A 15,570-nucleotide genomic window follows, 5' to 3' on the forward strand; every position below is an offset into this window, starting at 1 on the left:
CGAGCGTGCGCCGCGCAGATCGTGCAAACATCACTCGCCCGGATATCGCACGCCGAGCGCGGCGCGCGCCGCGTCCGTCATCGCGATCATCCGCCGCGAATGATCGTGCGTCATCACCGGGCTCTCGGTCTTCCCCGCGCGCAGCAGGTCGCAGAAATGCGCGGTCTCGTAGTTGAGGCCGCCGCCGTCGAACGGCTCGTCGAGTTCGACCACGCGCCCGTCCGCATAGCAGATCGTCGCGCGCGCCGGGTTCCACCACTTCTCGTGTATCGTCACGTGCCCGCCGGCCGCGGCCAGCAGCGCGTCGCCGCGCCCCATCACGTCGAGCCCGCAAAAGAGCTGCGCAATGCCGCCGTTCGCATGACGGCTGTTCAGGCTCGCGAACAGGTCGACGCCCGTCTCGCCGACGCGCCCCAGCGTCTGCACGTCGAGCGGCGCACCCAGCCAGTCGACTGCGAGAAACGTCTCGTAGATGCCGATGTCGAGCAGCGCGCCGCCCGCCTGCTCGAGGCGATACACCGGATGATCGCCGGGCACGCCCGACGACGCGCAACCGGCCCGCACGAGCCGGATCTCGCCGATCGGGTCGTCGCGCAGGTGCGCGCGCAGCTTGCGGTACAGCGGGAAGAACGGCGGCTTCATCGCTTCCATGAACAGCCGGCCGGCATCGCGTGCGGCACGCAGCACGGCGTCGAGCTGCGCCGCATTGAGCGTCGCGGGCTTTTCGCACAGCACCGCCTTGCCGGCGGCAAGCGCGGCCTGCGCATAGTGTGCGTGGCTGTCGTGAAGCGTCGCGATGTAGATGGCGTCGACGTCGCTCGCGAAGAGCGCATCGAGACTGGCGGCGGGCATGCCGCCATGGGCCGCGCAGAAGGCGGCCGCCGCATCCGCGCGGCGCGCCCACACGCGCGCGAGCGCGGCGCCCGGGACATGCGCGAGGCTCTGCGCGAAACGGCGCGCGATGCTGCCCGCGCCGACGATGCCGAAGCGCACCGGGCGCGTGTCGAGGTCGTTCATCCGGATCATCCGTATCGGTCGTATCGGTCGTATCGGTCGTATCGGTCGTATGAAAAGGGCCGACACTCCCGGCCGGCCGGCCGTCATGATAAACGGCCAGCCGGTAATCGGACGAATGGACGAACGGACCGCGCGCCGGATCAGGCGCGCACGGGCACCTCGACGGAGAAATCCCGGGAGATTTCGTCGGCGCTGTAGTCGATCAGCGCGAGCGACGCCGCCTCGGCCTCGCGCGGATCGCGCCGCTCGATCGCCTCGACCACGCGCGCATGTGCCTTGACCGCCACGTCGTGCGCGCCCTCCTTCTGCACGACGCGCGGATTCACGAGCCGCACCGCGCCGCGCACGATCGCCGCCATCTGCTGGAAGAACTGGTTGCCGCTCGCGTGGACGATCCGCGTATGCAACAACTCGTCGGCCGCGTCGTAGCCCGGTTCGCCCGGCTGCATCCCCTTGAACGCCTCGAACGCCTCGCGGATGCCGGCAACGTCCGCCGCGCTCGCACGCACGGCCGCCTGCGCGGTCGCGCGTGGCTCGATCAGCATTCGAAATTCGATCACGTCGCGCATGAACTGCGGATCGGGCTTCGCCCGGAACCGCCAGCTCACGACGTCCTCGTCGATCATGCGCCAGTCGCGCATCGGTCGAACGCGCGTGCCCACCTTCGGACGAACGTCCAGCATGTCGCGCGCAAGCAACATCGACAGCGCCTCACGCATCACCGTGCGGCTCACGTCGAACTCCTTCGACAACACATCCTGCGGCGGCAGGATGCCGCCGTACTTGTCCTCGACAATGCCTGCGACAAGCCCATCCATCACTTTGGCGACCAGTGACCGGTCTTTGCCCTGCTCCATGACACCTCCCCGTGCGTCTATTTGCGAACACCTGCTCCGCAGTTCCGCCGGCCCTGGTACGACTTTGTTCTTATGATCTATAAGTTGATGAGTTTCGAGGCCGTTGCGCTATCTGGTAAACACCTGACAGGGTTATCCCTCTTCATGAAGGGGGGATTTATAAGGCGTCAAAAAAAGCCCGGGAAGCGCTCTGCGCTTACCGGGCAGCGATTCTTGACAAGATTTGACGATGCAGTGCATTACGCACTGCTTTTCAATTCTTACGACTGGTCGGGATAAACGATAGTCTCGACGCCGCTCTCCGTACCGAGCAGGCACAGGTTCGCGCCGCGCGCCGCGAACAGGCCGACCGTCACCACGCCCGGCCACGCATTCACCTGTGCCTCGAAGCCGCGCGGGTCGGCGATCTGCAGGCCCTTCACGTCGATGATCTCGTTGCCGTTGTCGGTGATGTACGGCGCGCCGTCCTTCGTCACGCGCAGCACCGGCACGCCGCCGGCCGCCGTCACGCGCCGGCCGATCGCGGTGCGCGCCATCGGCACCACTTCGATCGGCAGCGGGAATGCGCCGAGCACCGGCACGCGCTTGCTGGCGTCGGCGATGCAGACGAACGTATCGGCCACCGAAGCGACGATCTTCTCGCGCGTCAGCGCGCCGCCGCCGCCCTTGATCATCGCGCCGCTCGCGTCGATCTCGTCCGCGCCGTCGACGTACACCTGCAGCGATTCGACGTCGTTCAGGTCGAACACCTGGATGCCGTGCGCCTTCAGGCGCTCGGTCGTCGCGACCGAGCTCGACACCGCGCCGCGATAGCGCGACTTGACGGCGGCGAGCGCGTCGATGAAGCAGTTGGCGGTCGAGCCGGTGCCGACGCCGATCAGCGCGCCTTCCGGCACGTTCTGGATCACGTAGTCGGCCGCGGCCTGGCCGACGAGGCGTTTGAGTTCGTCTTGAGTCATGGAAGGAAAATGCTGCTGGATTGCGGAAAACCGCCAGTTTACCGGAGTCGGGTGACCGCCTGCGCGTTTACCGCGGTCAACGCGCGCCGTCGGGCGCCGGCGGCTGCCCGGGGAAATACTTGTCGAGCAGCGCCTGCGCGATCGCGTCGGTTTGCGCGTCCGGGTTGCCCGCGCAGTCGGACGGCCGGAAATGCATCTGGAATGCCGCGAACACGCGGCGCGTGCGCGCGTCGAGCTCGCCGTCGGTCGGCACGTCGTAGCCATAGCGCGCGAGCTTGAGCTGCAGCGCGCGCACGTCGACGGCCGCATGCGGGTCGCGGCCGGCGAGTCGCGCGGCGACCGTCGCGTCGTCCGGCCACGCGCCGACGCCGGCCTGCGCGAGCACGCGCCATGGAAACCGCGGCCCCGGGTCGATCTTGCGTTGCGGCGCGATGTCGCTGTGGCCGACCACGCGGGTCGGTGCGATCCCGTAGCGCGCGACGATGTCCTTCGACAGGCGGATCAGCGCGTCGACCTGCTCCGGCGGGTACGGCTGCCACGTGCGGCCCTGCGGCGTGTCGGCCGGGCCGCCGTTGACGTTCTCGATGCCGATCGACGCCGCATTCAGCTCCGTCGTGCCCTGCCACGCGCTGACGCCCGCATGCCACGCACGCTGCGCTTCCGGCACGAGCTGATGGACGACCGGCATCCCGCGTTCGATGCGCGGCCGCTCCGGCACGACGTAGTGCGCGCTGACCGCGTCGCCCGTCAGCGTACGCAGCGATTGCACTTCGTCACTTTCCGTGTAGTGCATCACGAGAAAGCGGATGCGCGAATCGGCGCCCTGCGCGTGCCGGCTCGTGTCGGCATAGTAGGTGCCGCGCCCGACGAGCGTCGGGGACGTGCACGCGGCCAGCAGGCAGAGGCCGGCGCACAGCGCGCCGCGATGGAAAAGTCTCATGGTTCGGCTTCGGAGGAACTGCGGCCGCCGGACCCCGCTGGTCCGCGCCGCCCGCCATTCTAGCCAGTCCGTCGCACCGACGACTTGTCTTGTGCGGGCGATCCCGCGACAATCGGCGTCCGCCGCGGCGCGGCGACGCGATTCCGGCGTTGCTCGAACGGCCCGATCGCCGGGCCGGACGCCGACGAAAAGACCGACCGATACGCGCGAGCGGCGCGACACTGAGAGAACCATGATGGAAAAAATCTGGCTGAAGTACTATCCCGAGGGCGTTCCTGCAACCGTCGATCCCGATCGCTACCGGTCGCTCGCGCACCTGCTCGACGAGTCGTTCGCGACCTTCGCGGCGCGCGACGCCTATGCATGCATGGGGCGCACGATGACCTACGCGGCGCTCGACCGCCATTCGCGCGACCTCGGCGCATGGTTCCAGCGCCAGGGGCTGCCGAAAGGCGCGCGCATCGCGGTGATGATGCCGAACGTGCTGCAATATCCGGTGACGGTTGCCGCGGCGCTGCGCGCGGGCTACACCATCGTCAACGTCAATCCGCTCTATACGCCGCGCGAACTCGAGCATCAGCTTCACGACTCGGGCGCGGAAGCGATCGTCGTGCTCGAGAACTTCGCGACGACGCTGCAACAGGTGATCGCGCGAACGCAGGTCAGGCACGTCGTCGTCGCGTCGCTCGGCGACCTGCTCGGCCCGGTCAAGGGCGCCGTCGTCAATTTCGTCGCACGTCGCGTGAAGAAGCTGGTGCCGCCCTACCGGCTGCCGGATGCGACGCCGTTTCGCGCCGCGCTGCGCGCCGGCGCGCGGCAGACGTTCGCGCCCGCCGCGCTGCATCACGACGACGTCGCGTTCCTGCAATACACGGGCGGCACGACCGGCGTGTCGAAAGGCGCGATGCTCACGCACCGCAACGTGATCGCGAACATTCTGCAGAACGATGCATGGAGCCAGCCGGCGTTGCGCAAGACGCCGCAGATCGACGCGCTCGTGACCGTCTGCGCGCTGCCGCTCTATCACATCCTCGCGCTGAACGCGTGCATGCTGATGGGCGCACGCTGGGGCGCGATGAACCTGCTGATCCCGAATCCGCGCGACATCGACGGGTTCGTCAAGGAACTGTCGCGGCATCGCGTGAACTTCTTTCCGGGCGTGAATACGCTGTTCAACGCGCTGCTCAACCATTCCGGCTTCGCCGCGCTCGATTTCACGGGGCTGCGGATCACGCTCGGCGGCGGCATGGCCGTGCAGGAAGTCGTCAGCCAGCGGTGGATGAAGGCCACCGGCTGCCCGATCCTCGAAGGCTACGGCCTGTCGGAGACGTCGCCCACCGTCACGCTGAACCCCGCGACGCTCGCGGCCTTCAACGGCACGATCGGCCTGCCGGTGCCGTCGACCGAAATCGCGCTGCTCGGCGAGAACGACGTGCCGGTGCCGCAAGGCCAGTCCGGCGAGATCGCGATCCGCGGCCCGCAGGTGATGGCCGGCTACTGGAACCGCCCCGACGAAACCGAGAAGGTCATGACGCCCGACGGCTTCTTCAAGTCGGGCGACATCGGCGTGATGGACGAGCGCGGCTACGTGCGCATCGTCGACCGCAAGAAGGACATGATCCTCGTGTCGGGCTTCAACGTGTATCCGAACGAGATAGAGAGCGTGGTCGCCGCGCATCCGGGCGTGGTCGAATGCGCGTGCGTCGGCGTGCCGGATCCGAATTCCGGCGAGGCGGTGAAGCTGTTCGTCGTGCGCCGCGATCCGGCGCTCACGGCCGACGAACTGATGGCTTATTGCAAGCAGGAATTCACCGGCTACAAGAAGCCGAAATACATCGAATTCCGCGACAGCCTGCCGAAGTCGAATATCGGGAAGATTCTGCGGCGGGAGTTGCGGGATCAGGAGGGGCAGCCTGCGTAGACGCGTCGCGCGCAACCGGCGCCACGCGTCTGTTGCGCCTTGCTACACTCCCCGATCGCCAACGATCGGAATCACGCGATGCCAGCCGTCCACGTCACACTCCGTCACGCCACGCCGGGCGATGCCCGGACCATCGCCACGCTGCATACCCTGAGCTGGCAGCACGCCTACAGCCACATCCTGCCGGCGGACTATCTCGAACTTGACGCGCCCGGCGCGCATCTGTCGAGATGGATCGCCTACTTCGCGCGCCCGGAGGCGGAATGGGGCATGGTCAGGATCGCCGAAGTGGATGGTGTGGCGATCGGCTTCGCTTCGGCGGAGAACGTGCAGGATCCGCAGTACGGCGCATTGCTCGACTGCCTGCATGTCCTCGCCGACCATCAGGGCCGTGGCGCGGGACGACTGCTGATCGAGGCTGCGCGCGCATGGGCGCGGGAAATCGGCGAGAACACATTGCATCTGTTCGTGCTCGAAGACAACGCCAACGCCATTGCGTTCTATGAACGATACGGCTGGCAATTTGCGGGAACCGAGGCGAGCATGATCGGCAAGACGCCTGTCGTCGATCGTCGCTATGTGCTGGCGGCTTAATGCTCGAAAGGTGCAAGGCGCGTCGTCGGGGGCGATTGACGAAGCCTTGACGCGGGGCGCCCGTTGAACACTGGAATGTCCAACGGGCCGACCGCTCGGATGGCGCGAGTCTGCAGCGGTTCGCGTTCCAGCCGTTACGCCTTCACGCGCCGCTGCCGCACCGCTTCATACAGGCACACACCGCTCGCAACCGACACGTTCAGGCTCTCGACGCTGCCGGCCATCGGAATGCTCATCACTTCGTCGCAGGTGTCGCGCGTGAGCCGGCGCATGCCCTCGCCTTCCGCGCCCATCACCAGCGCGACCGGGCCGTCGAGCTTCGTGTCGTAGAGCGTCGCCGACGCTTCATCCGACGTGCCGATGATCCACACGCCCGCTTCCTTCAGCTCGCGCAGCGCGCGCGCGAGGTTCGTCACCGTGATATACGGCACCGTATCCGCCGCGCCGCTCGCGACCTTCGCCGCTGTCGCATTCAGCCCGACCGCGCGGTCGCGCGGCGCGATCACCGCGTGCGCGCCGGCCGCATCGGCCACGCGCAGGCACGCGCCGAGGTTGTGCGGATCGGTGACGCCGTCGAGCACGAGCAGCAGCGCCGGGCCCTGGATCCCGTCGAGCAGCTCGGACAGGTTCTGCGCGAGCGGAACGTCCTCGACCCGCGCGACCACGCCTTGATGGCGCTCGGTATGCGCGAGACCCCAGAGGCGCGTTTCGTCGGCCGCGATCAGCCGCACGCCCGCTTCCTTCGCGGCGTGCAGGAAATCCTGCATGCGGCGGTCGCGGCGCGTCTGGTCGTACAGCACCTCCGCAACCGTCGACGCGTCGTGCCGCAAGCGTGCGGTCACCGCATGAAAACCGTAGAGAACCTTCAGACGTGACATGACTGGAACAACCTTCGATCAAACGCGCGGCCACGCAACGCGCGCGGCCGCAAACCATGGAAACGGAAAGCGCCGCGTGCCCGGCGAATGACCGGGCACACGGCGTCTCTCGATGCTGCGGGCGCGGCGCATGCGCCGCCCCGTCGTTCAGTACTTCTTGCGGGCGCGTGCCTTCTTTGCCGCCGTCTTCGCCGGCACGCCCTTCTTCTTCGCGGCGCCGTGCGGCGCACGTGCTTCCTTCACGGCCGCAGTCGGCGCGCTCGCGGCCTTCTTGCGATGCGGCGCCGGTTCCTCTGCCGGCGGCAGCGCGCGCACGCGCGGGCCGCCGCGATCGGCGTTGACGACCGCCGGCGCCGGGCGCGGCGCCTTCACGGGCGTGTCGCGCACCAGCCGGAAATCGATCTTGCGCGCGTCGAGATCGACGCGGCTCACCTGCACGCGCACGCGGTCCGACAGGCGATAGCGGATGCCGGTGCGCTCGCCGCGCAGTTCATTCTTGATCTCGTCGTACTGGAAGTAGTCCGAGCCGAGCTCCGTGACGTGCACGAGCCCTTCGATGAACAGCGTGTCGAGCTGCACGAAGATGCCGAACGACGTGACGCCGTTCACCATCCCGCCGTATTCCTCGCCGAGCTTGTCGCGCATGAAGTAGCACTTGAGCCATGCTTCGACGTCGCGCGACGCCTCGTCGGCGCGCCGCTCGTTCGCCGAGCAGTGCAGGCCGAGCTCTTCCCAGATCGCGGTGTTGTTGCGCGAGCGGTTGCGCGCTTCGTCGTCCGCCTGCTGCATCGCGCGGGCGCGCGGCGACAGCGCGGTGTTCAGCTCGAAACCGTCCGGCGCCTTCGGCAGGTACTTCTTGCCGGACAGGATCGCGTAGATCGCGCGGTGCGTGAGCAGGTCCGGATAGCGGCGGATCGGGCTCGTGAAGTGCGCGTAGGCTTCATACGCGAGACCGAAGTGGCCGATGTTGTCCGGGCTGTAGACCGCCTGCTGCATCGAGCGCAGCAGCATCGGCTGCAGCATCTGCGCGTCGGGCCGGTCGCGGATCTGCGCCATCAGCGCCGCGTAGTCGCTCGCATGCGGCTTGTCGCCGCCGCCGAGCGACAGGCCCATGCCGCGCAGGAATGCACGCAGGTTCTCGAGCTTCTCCGGCGTCGGCCCCGCGTGCACGCGGTACAGGCCCGGATGCTTGTTGCGCTTCAGGAAGTCGGCCGCGCACACGTTCGCGGCCAGCATGCATTCCTCGATCAGCTTGTGCGCATCGTTGCGCTGGCGCGGCACGATCTGCTCGATCTTGCCCTGCGAGTTGCAGACGATGTACGTCTCGGTCGTATCGAAATCGATCGCGCCGCGCTTCTGCCGCGCGGCGAACAGCGCCTTGTAGACGCCGTACAGGTTCTGCAGGTGCGGCAGCAGCTCGGCGCGGCGCGCCGCCTCCGGCCCCTTCGTGTTCGCGAGCACCGCCGCCACTTCCGTGTACGTGAGGCGCGCGGCCGAATGGATCACGGCCGGATAGAACTGGTATGCCTTGATCTCGCCGCGCGCGGTGATCACCATGTCACACGCGAGCACGCAGCGGTCGACCTGCGGATTCAGCGAACACAGGCCGTTCGACAGTTTCTCCGGCAGCATCGGGATCACACGGCGCGGGAAATAGACCGACGTGCTGCGCTCGAGCGCATCGCCGTCGAGGCCGCTGCCCGGCTGCACGTAGTGCGAGACGTCCGCGATCGCGACGATCAGGCGGAAGCCGTCGCCACGGCCGACCTTGGTCGGTTCGCAATAGACCGCATCGTCGAAGTCGCGCGCGTCCTCACCGTCGATCGTGACGAGCGGCACGTCGCGCAGGTCGACGCGGAACCGCAGGTCGGCAGGCCGCACCTTGTCCGGCAGCGCGGCTGCATCGTCGAGGGCGGGCTGGCTGAATTCGTGCGGCACGCCGTACTTGCGCACTGCGATCTCGATCTCCATGCCCGGATCGTCGATGTCGCCGAGCACTTCGACCACGCGGCCGAGCGGCTGCGAATGACGGCTCGGGAAATCGGTCAGCTCGACGACGACCACCTGGCCCACCTTCGCCTTCTTCACGTTCTGCGTGATCAGGATGTCGTGGCCGATGCGCTTGTCTTCGGGCGCGACGATCAAGGCGCCGTTCTCGTTGAGCAGGCGGCCGATCACGCGCTTGTTCGCGCGCTCGGTGACTTCGACCACATGGCCTTCCGGCCGGCCGCGGCGATCGTAGCCGACGATCCGCGCGAGCACGCGGTCGCCGTGCATCACCTTCTGCATTTCACCGTTCGGCAAGAACAGGTCGTCCTGTCCGTCGTCGCGAATCACGAAGCCGTAGCCGTCGCGATGGCCCTGCACGCGCCCGGCGACGAAGTTCGAAGGATGGGTCAACTGATAGTGGCCGCGCTTGTCGAGCCGGATCTGGCCGTCGCGCTCCATCGCTGCGACGCGCCGGAAGAACCCTTCGCGCTCCTGACGCTTGATCGACAGCGCCTCGGCGATGTCGTTCGCGGCGAGGGGCGCGTCGCTCGTACGCAGCACGCCGAGAATCTCTTCACGGCTCGGAATGGGGTACGGATATTTGCTCAAGGGCTTGTCGATGGTTGTTCTCGTTGCGTTGGCTGATGATGCGCGGCATCAATACGACCATGCCGATATAGACATGTCTATATTGTTGGCGGCCATTCTAACACCCGGCCGTGTCAGGAACGACGCACACGCGCTGCGTTCGCCCGCCGGCCGGCCCGGCTCGGCGCAATGAAAAAAAGTGTTGACACGGATAAATGGGGCGCTATAATTGCGGTCTTTCGCGATGCAGCAACAAGCGAAACGTGCCCAGGTGGCGGAATTGGTAGACGCACTAGGTTCAGGTCCTAGCGGTGGCAACACCGTGGAGGTTCGAGTCCTCTCCTGGGCACCATCTGTTTTTTGAAAGGCCGGCTATATGCCGGCCTTTCTCATTTCTGCGCCCGGGAAGCCAAGCGCCTGCGCGCTTTGCGTGAGGACTCGAAAGGCTGCGCTTGCGAGTGCAGCCGGGGTCGCGCCCGTGTGACCGAGTCCCCTCCCCCGGCACCATCTGTTTTGAAAAGGTCGGCTTCGTGCCGGCCTTTTTCCATTTCTGCGCCCGGGATGCTCAAAGCATCCGCTTCAGCACGCCGTTCCTCGACGCGAAATGATGCTTGAGCGCCGCAGCCGCGTGTGCCGCCACCAGGAATGCCAGCGCATAGCAGCCGATCCGGTGGAGATCGAACCAGTGCTCGGTCACGGGCCCCGCGCTGAACGGCGTCTTCACGTAAAACACCCCGAACAGCCAGTAGCCGTCCGGCACCATCACGAAGCCGCTGAACAGCACGAACGCGACCAGCGCGTAGATCAACGAGTGCACCAGATGCGCAATCGATCGCTGCGCCGGAGGAATCGACTGGACGTCAGGCGGCGTCCGGCGGAAGAACGACCACACGTAGCGCAGCGGAAACAGCACGATCAGGCAGCTCGCGAGCGACATGTTGAGCGTCGACACGAAACGCCAGACATCCGGCTGGGTGATGAAGTGCAGTGAAAATCCTGCCGCCATCGTGTACAGGATCACGGCCGCGAAGATCCAGTGCAGTGCGCGGGAAAATCGATCGTATCGGCCATCGCCTGATGACGCCCCCTGAGAGTTCATTCGAGAAACCACATGCATGATTCATCCTTTATCGATTACCGGTACAGTGTTGCCGCGGATAAGTGGATGAAATTATCGATGTCGGTTCCCGTTCCGATAAGCAATATCAAGGATTTCCAAATACCTGATTCCGGCTGGCGGCCGACCGCTCAGGTCCGCTCCAGCCGATACCCGTAGTTGTAGACCGTCGTGATCACGAGCCCGTTCTTCGGCCGCAGCCCGAGGCTCGAACGCAGCTTGCTCATATAGGTGGCGAGCGTCGCATCGTACTTCCGATCGACCACACCCCAGATGCGCTTGATCATCATGTCCTTCGACACGATCCGCCCGACGCTCTCGAACAGCATCAGCGCAAGATCGAACTCGCGCTGCGACAGTTCGACCGGCGCACCGTCCACGGTCGCGGCATGCGCGCTCACGTCGAGCGCGAACTTGCCGACCTCGACGATCTTCGCGCGCTGCATCTCCGGGTAATACTTGCGCGCCTGCGCATTCACGCGCGCGATCAGCTCGCGCTCCCGCAGCGGCTTGATCAGATAATCGTCGGCGCCGCTGTTGAGACCGAACACGATGTCGTTCTCGCCGTCGTGCTGCGTCATCATGATGATCGGCAACGCATCGGCAAACGATTCGCGCGCCCAGCGCATCACGTCGATCCCCGACTTGCCGGGCACGTCCCAGTCGAGCAGCAGCACGTCGGCGCGCTGCGTGCTCACCAGCTCGACAAAGCTATCGCCGTCGTGCCGCACTTCCGTGTCGTAGCCCGCCTTGTTGAGCCAGCCGGCCACGACGCCCGCCTGGGTCACGATGTCTTCGAGTATTGCGACAATCATGTTCATCCCGATCTCAATGTGCCGCTCCGCCCCCAGGCGCGTTCGCCGCTCCGTCGACCGGAGCGGGCGGCAGGTAAACAAACGCCCATTCGCCGTACGCGTCGCTGTCGCCGAATGCGTCGTACCGCGCAGGGAAGCCCTGGCGCTTCAGCGGCCGCCCCGGCGACTCGCTGAACACGCCCATGATGCCGCCGTCCGGCGCCTTCACGAGCCCCCACTGCATCGATCCGGTCAGTGGATCGGCGTACAGGCGCCGCAAGTGACGCAGCGTCGGCAGGCCGCGGCGATCCTCCAGCAGCGCCTCGAGCGACGCCGGATAGCGGCTGCCTCCCGCCGCATTGTAGTAGCTTGCGATCGCCGCGCGATACTGGTCGCCGACGAACAGCAGTTGCGCCTCGCGCTCGCGCTGCTGCACCGTCGTCCAGATGCGCGCCGCCTGCGTCATGCCGAGCCCCAGCGCCGCGACGAGCATCAGCACGCCGAGATACGCGATGCCGCGCTGGCCGCGCGGGGAGCCACGCGAACGGTTACCACGCCGCATAGGCGCTCCCGTCGAGCGCGCGCCCTTTCGCGCCGCTCTTCACGTCCGCGATGCCGCCCGTCTCGCCGGCCTGCGGCTGCCACGAGCCGCGCTTGCCCGTGAGCGGGTCGAGCGGCATCTCGCGCAGATAGCGCTTTTCCACCAGCGCATCGAGCGTGTCCGGGTCGCGGCCGTGATCCGCCCGGTAATCGTCGATCGACTGGCGCAGCGTGTTCAGGTTGTGACGCAGCACCGTTTCCTTCGCGCGATCGCTCTGCTTGAGGTAGCCGGGCGCGACGAACGCGGTGAGCGCCGCGATGATCGCCATCACGACGAGCAGCTCGATCAGCGTGAAGCCGGCAGCGCGGCGCGTGCGTCTACCACTGGTTGTACGGGACGCCATTGAAGCCCTCCTTGCGATTGGTCGAGCGGATGTCGAACACGTCCTCGCCGGACGAGAACGAATCGGGATCGCTCGCGTAGCTGCGCGTTTCCCAGGTGTCTTCGGGCGCCTTGCCGTCGCATTCGCACATCGGATCGGCGGGAATCTTGCGCAGGAAATACAGCCGTGCGCCGTCCGGCGACTTCTTGTCCTCGACGCCGTCGACGAGCGCGCGCAGGTCGGGCGGATAGCCGCTCGCGTCGACGCTGCGCTCGATGCGCCCGTCGCCTGCCGCCTCCTTGTACGCGTCGAGCGCCGAGCGGATCACCACCAGCGCGCGGCGCAGCTCGGCTTCGTCCGCGCGGCGCTTGACGAGATCGGTCAACGGCAGCGCGACGGTCGCGAGCAATGCGAGCAGCGACATCGCCACCATCAGCTCGATCAGCGTGAACCCGCGCGCGCGGGCGCGTCGGCGGATGCTCATGCGAGGCCCCGCGCGCGCGACAGCAGCACCGGCGCGTCGGCATACAGCGGCGCCGCTTCGCGCTCGCCCGCGAAACGGTCGACGAACGCCTGCAGCGTGCCGATCAGCGCACGTACCGCGGCGGTGACGCGGCTTTCGCCGCGCGCCTGCGGCTCGGCGGCCGGCGTGCGCGCCGGCGTCGCCCCGGCCGCCGTCGCCGGCGCCGCGACACGCACGACCGCGGTTGGTTGCGCAATCTGCGGCGCCGCGCCTGCCTGGCCCGCGCGATCCAGCTCGCCTCGTGCGGCGGCGATCGCCGCACGCAGGCCGGCAGCCTTCTCCGCGGAGGCGACCGCCCGCGTTACCTCTGCGCGCGTTACCTCTGCCCGCGTCACCTCTGCCCGCGTCACCTCTGCGCGCGTCATCTCTCCGCGCGTTACCGTGACGCGCGGCGGCGTCGCGCTGGCGCCGGCCGGTACGGCCTGAGCGGCCTCGATCGCTGCAGCCGGCCGTCGCCCGGCATCCGCACGCGTACGCATCATTCCTGCGCCGCGCGCGACGGGCTCGACTACCGGGCTCGCCGCCTCGTCCTGCGCTGCCTCCGCGGGCGCTTCCGGTTCCGCTTCGGCCTTTTCGGCCGCTTCGGCCCGCTCGACCTTTTCAGGCGCCGCAGCCGCGCGGTTGCCCGCGGGCGTCGACGGCTCGATCGGCGCGTCCAGATCCGGGCCGCCCGACGACGGCTGCCGCGCCGGCACGGCCTGCGCGGATTCGAGCGTCAGCGCTTCGGTGGTCACGCGCGACTCGGTGCCCGACAGGAAGGTCGTCACCGCCGACGTCGGCAAATCGAGATTGCGCTCGATATGCGGCGTGATCAGCAGCACGATCTCCGAGCGCTCGTTGCTGCGGCCGTTCGAACCGAACAGCCGGCCGATCACCGGCAGGCCCGATGCGCCCGGCAGCCCGGCGATGCTGTCGGTTTCATTGCGCTTGACGAGGCCCGCAAGGATCTGCGTTTCGCCGTTCTTCGCGGTCATCAGCGTCTCGGCATTGCGCGTGCCGAGCGAATAGGCGACCAGCCCGGTCTTCGTGGTTTCCTTCGACAGGATGCTGCTGACCTCCATGTTCACCTTGACGCTCACCTCCTCGTTCAGGCTGATGCGCGGCTCGACCTTCAGCATCAGGCCCACGTCCTGGTAGCTGACCGATTCGGTGACGACGCCGTTCGCGTTGGTGGTCGTGACGATCGGCACGCGCTCGCCGATCTTGATGTTGGCCTTCTCCATGTTGCGCACGCGGATCTTCGGATTGGCGAGCGTCCTGGTCTTGCCCTGCTTCTGCAGCATGTCGATCGCGAGCGCGAGCCCGCCCGATTCGCTCGATACGCCGACGCGGTCGCGATTCAGGCGCAGCAGGTCGCCGAGCGTGAGCGCGCCACCTTCCGCGGCGCCGAGCGCGCCGAACTGGACCTTGCCCGGATACTGGACGCCGAGATCGAGGCTGTCGTTCATGTTGACCTCGAGCACCTGCACGTCGAGCGTCACTTCGGATTGCGGAATGTCGAGACCCATCACGACGCGCTCCGCGACCTGGATCGTCTCCGGCGTGTCGCGCATGACGACCGCGTTCACGCGCTCGTCCACGTAGACGTCCTTCGGCTTGATCATCTGCCGCAGCGCGGCCATCACCGATTTCGCGTCCGCGTGCGACAGGAAGAACGTGCGGATCGCGAACTCCGTATAGTTGCGCGCCTTGTCGGGCTGCGATGGGTAGACGAGCAGCGTGTGCTGGTCGAGCACCTTCTTTTCGAGCTGGTTGGTGCGCAGCAGCAGGTTGATCGCGTCCTCGGCGGTCGTGCGCTCGGCGAACAACGTCGCGGCCTGGGTCGTATCCACGTCGCGGTCGAACACGAAGTTCACGCCGGACACGCGCGAGATCACGTCGAAGATGTTGGCAAGCGGCTGCTGCTTGAAGTTGAGCGACACCGGCTTGCGCAGCGCGTCGGACAGTTGCGGGCGCGCCGCGCGGCTGGCCTGCGACTGACGCAGCAGCGTGTCGCGCAAGCGTTTCGCCTCAGCGTGGTTCGGCTGCTCGGCGAGGATGCGCCGCGCGATCTCGAGCGCTTCCTGCGGCTTCTCGCCGCCGATGCGCTGCGCGCGCGCGAGGTCGACCGCCATCTGCCGGTGGCGCTTGACCTGCTCGAGCGCCTGGCTGGCTTTCAGGTTGCCCGGGTCCTCGGCCAGCACGTTGCCGAGGTGATCGATCGCAGCCGCATGGTTGCCCTGTGCGACCTGGCGGTCGGCCTCCTTCAGCTCCGCGCGCACGTAATCCTGGCGGCTGAACTCGACGGCGGTCGTGAGCGCAATGTCGTCCGGCGCGGCTGCCTTCTGCTGCTGCAGCGTGCCGAGTCGTTCGGCGGGCGTCGCGGCGGCATCGGGCGCGGCATTGAACGGGGAACCTGCGCATCCTGTCAGCGCAAGCGCCGAGATCAGGAGCAAAAGACTGACTTTACGTTTCATGATGGTGTTCGGCA

Annotated in this window: 14 protein-coding genes and 1 tRNA gene; 3 read left to right on the forward strand and 12 right to left on the reverse strand. The window is 67.2% G+C overall.

What is annotated here, in order from left to right:
* Positions 1-30: 30 nt before the first annotated feature.
* The 4 genes from HWY45_RS10205 to HWY45_RS10220 form a co-directional block, all read right to left on the reverse strand.
* Positions 31-1,017, reverse strand: coding sequence for a Gfo/Idh/MocA family protein (locus HWY45_RS10205; protein WP_059886235.1), 987 nt, complete (start codon positions 1,015-1,017; stop codon positions 31-33).
* Positions 1,018-1,157: 140 nt separating this feature from the next.
* Entirely contained in the window at positions 1,158-1,874 is a 717-nt protein-coding gene (locus HWY45_RS10210) for a FadR/GntR family transcriptional regulator (RefSeq protein WP_059560361.1), read from the reverse strand.
* A gap of 260 nt (positions 1,875-2,134) precedes the next feature.
* On the reverse strand, positions 2,135-2,833 hold the full coding sequence (gene rpiA, locus HWY45_RS10215) for a ribose-5-phosphate isomerase RpiA (RefSeq protein WP_059560358.1): 699 nt from the start codon (positions 2,831-2,833) through the stop codon (positions 2,135-2,137).
* Positions 2,834-2,909: 76 nt separating this feature from the next.
* Complete coding sequence (locus HWY45_RS10220; RefSeq protein WP_059886082.1) at positions 2,910-3,773, reverse strand: N-acetylmuramoyl-L-alanine amidase; 864 nt, start codon at positions 3,771-3,773, stop codon at positions 2,910-2,912.
* A gap of 235 nt (positions 3,774-4,008) precedes the next feature.
* On the opposite strand from HWY45_RS10220, the gene HWY45_RS10225 reads away from it, so the two are divergent.
* Complete coding sequence (locus tag HWY45_RS10225; RefSeq protein ID WP_059886084.1) at positions 4,009-5,694, forward strand: long-chain-fatty-acid--CoA ligase; 1,686 nt, start codon at positions 4,009-4,011, stop codon at positions 5,692-5,694.
* 78 nt (positions 5,695-5,772) lie between these two features.
* Positions 5,773-6,288, forward strand: a complete 516-nt coding sequence (locus tag HWY45_RS10230) for a GNAT family N-acetyltransferase (protein ID WP_059886086.1) — start codon at positions 5,773-5,775, stop codon at positions 6,286-6,288.
* Positions 6,289-6,422: 134 nt separating this feature from the next.
* On the opposite strand, the gene rlmB is transcribed toward HWY45_RS10230, so the two are convergent.
* Together rlmB and rnr are read right to left on the reverse strand one after the other, a co-directional pair.
* On the reverse strand, positions 6,423-7,166 hold the full coding sequence (gene rlmB, locus HWY45_RS10235; RefSeq protein ID WP_059886088.1) for a 23S rRNA (guanosine(2251)-2'-O)-methyltransferase RlmB: 744 nt from the start codon (positions 7,164-7,166) through the stop codon (positions 6,423-6,425).
* A 147-nt stretch (positions 7,167-7,313) separates the two neighbouring features.
* Entirely contained in the window at positions 7,314-9,764 is a 2,451-nt protein-coding gene (gene rnr, locus HWY45_RS10240; protein WP_059807046.1) for a ribonuclease R, read from the reverse strand.
* A gap of 244 nt (positions 9,765-10,008) precedes the next feature.
* On the opposite strand from rnr, the gene HWY45_RS10245 reads away from it, so the two are divergent.
* Positions 10,009-10,095: transfer RNA gene (locus HWY45_RS10245), tRNA-Leu, on the forward strand.
* Positions 10,096-10,308: 213 nt separating this feature from the next.
* Here HWY45_RS10245 and HWY45_RS10250 read toward each other — a convergent pair.
* From HWY45_RS10250 to HWY45_RS10275, 6 genes are all read right to left on the reverse strand, one after another.
* On the reverse strand, positions 10,309-10,842 hold the full coding sequence (locus HWY45_RS10250; RefSeq protein ID WP_063894745.1) for a cytochrome b: 534 nt from the start codon (positions 10,840-10,842) through the stop codon (positions 10,309-10,311).
* Positions 10,843-10,991: 149 nt separating this feature from the next.
* Entirely contained in the window at positions 10,992-11,675 is a 684-nt protein-coding gene (locus HWY45_RS10255) for a response regulator transcription factor (protein WP_059560871.1), read from the reverse strand.
* 13 nt (positions 11,676-11,688) lie between these two features.
* Positions 11,689-12,216, reverse strand: coding sequence for a type II secretion system protein (locus tag HWY45_RS10260; protein ID WP_059886092.1), 528 nt, complete (start codon positions 12,214-12,216; stop codon positions 11,689-11,691).
* Positions 12,203-12,598, reverse strand: coding sequence for a type II secretion system protein (locus HWY45_RS10265; RefSeq protein ID WP_059560329.1), 396 nt, complete (start codon positions 12,596-12,598; stop codon positions 12,203-12,205). Before HWY45_RS10265 ends, HWY45_RS10260 begins: the two co-directional genes overlap by 14 nt.
* Positions 12,573-13,061, reverse strand: a complete 489-nt coding sequence (locus tag HWY45_RS10270; RefSeq protein WP_059886093.1) for a type II secretion system protein — start codon at positions 13,059-13,061, stop codon at positions 12,573-12,575. Before HWY45_RS10270 ends, HWY45_RS10265 begins: the two co-directional genes overlap by 26 nt.
* Positions 13,058-15,556: a secretin N-terminal domain-containing protein gene (locus HWY45_RS10275; protein ID WP_059886237.1), complete on the reverse strand. Its 2,499-nt coding sequence runs from the start codon at positions 15,554-15,556 to the stop codon at positions 13,058-13,060. The genes HWY45_RS10270 and HWY45_RS10275 overlap by 4 nt, the downstream gene beginning before the upstream one ends.
* Positions 15,557-15,570: the final 14 nt, after the last annotated feature.

Source organism: Burkholderia stagnalis (genome assembly GCF_902830275.1).
Lineage (GTDB): Bacteria > Pseudomonadota > Gammaproteobacteria > Burkholderiales > Burkholderiaceae > Burkholderia > Burkholderia stagnalis.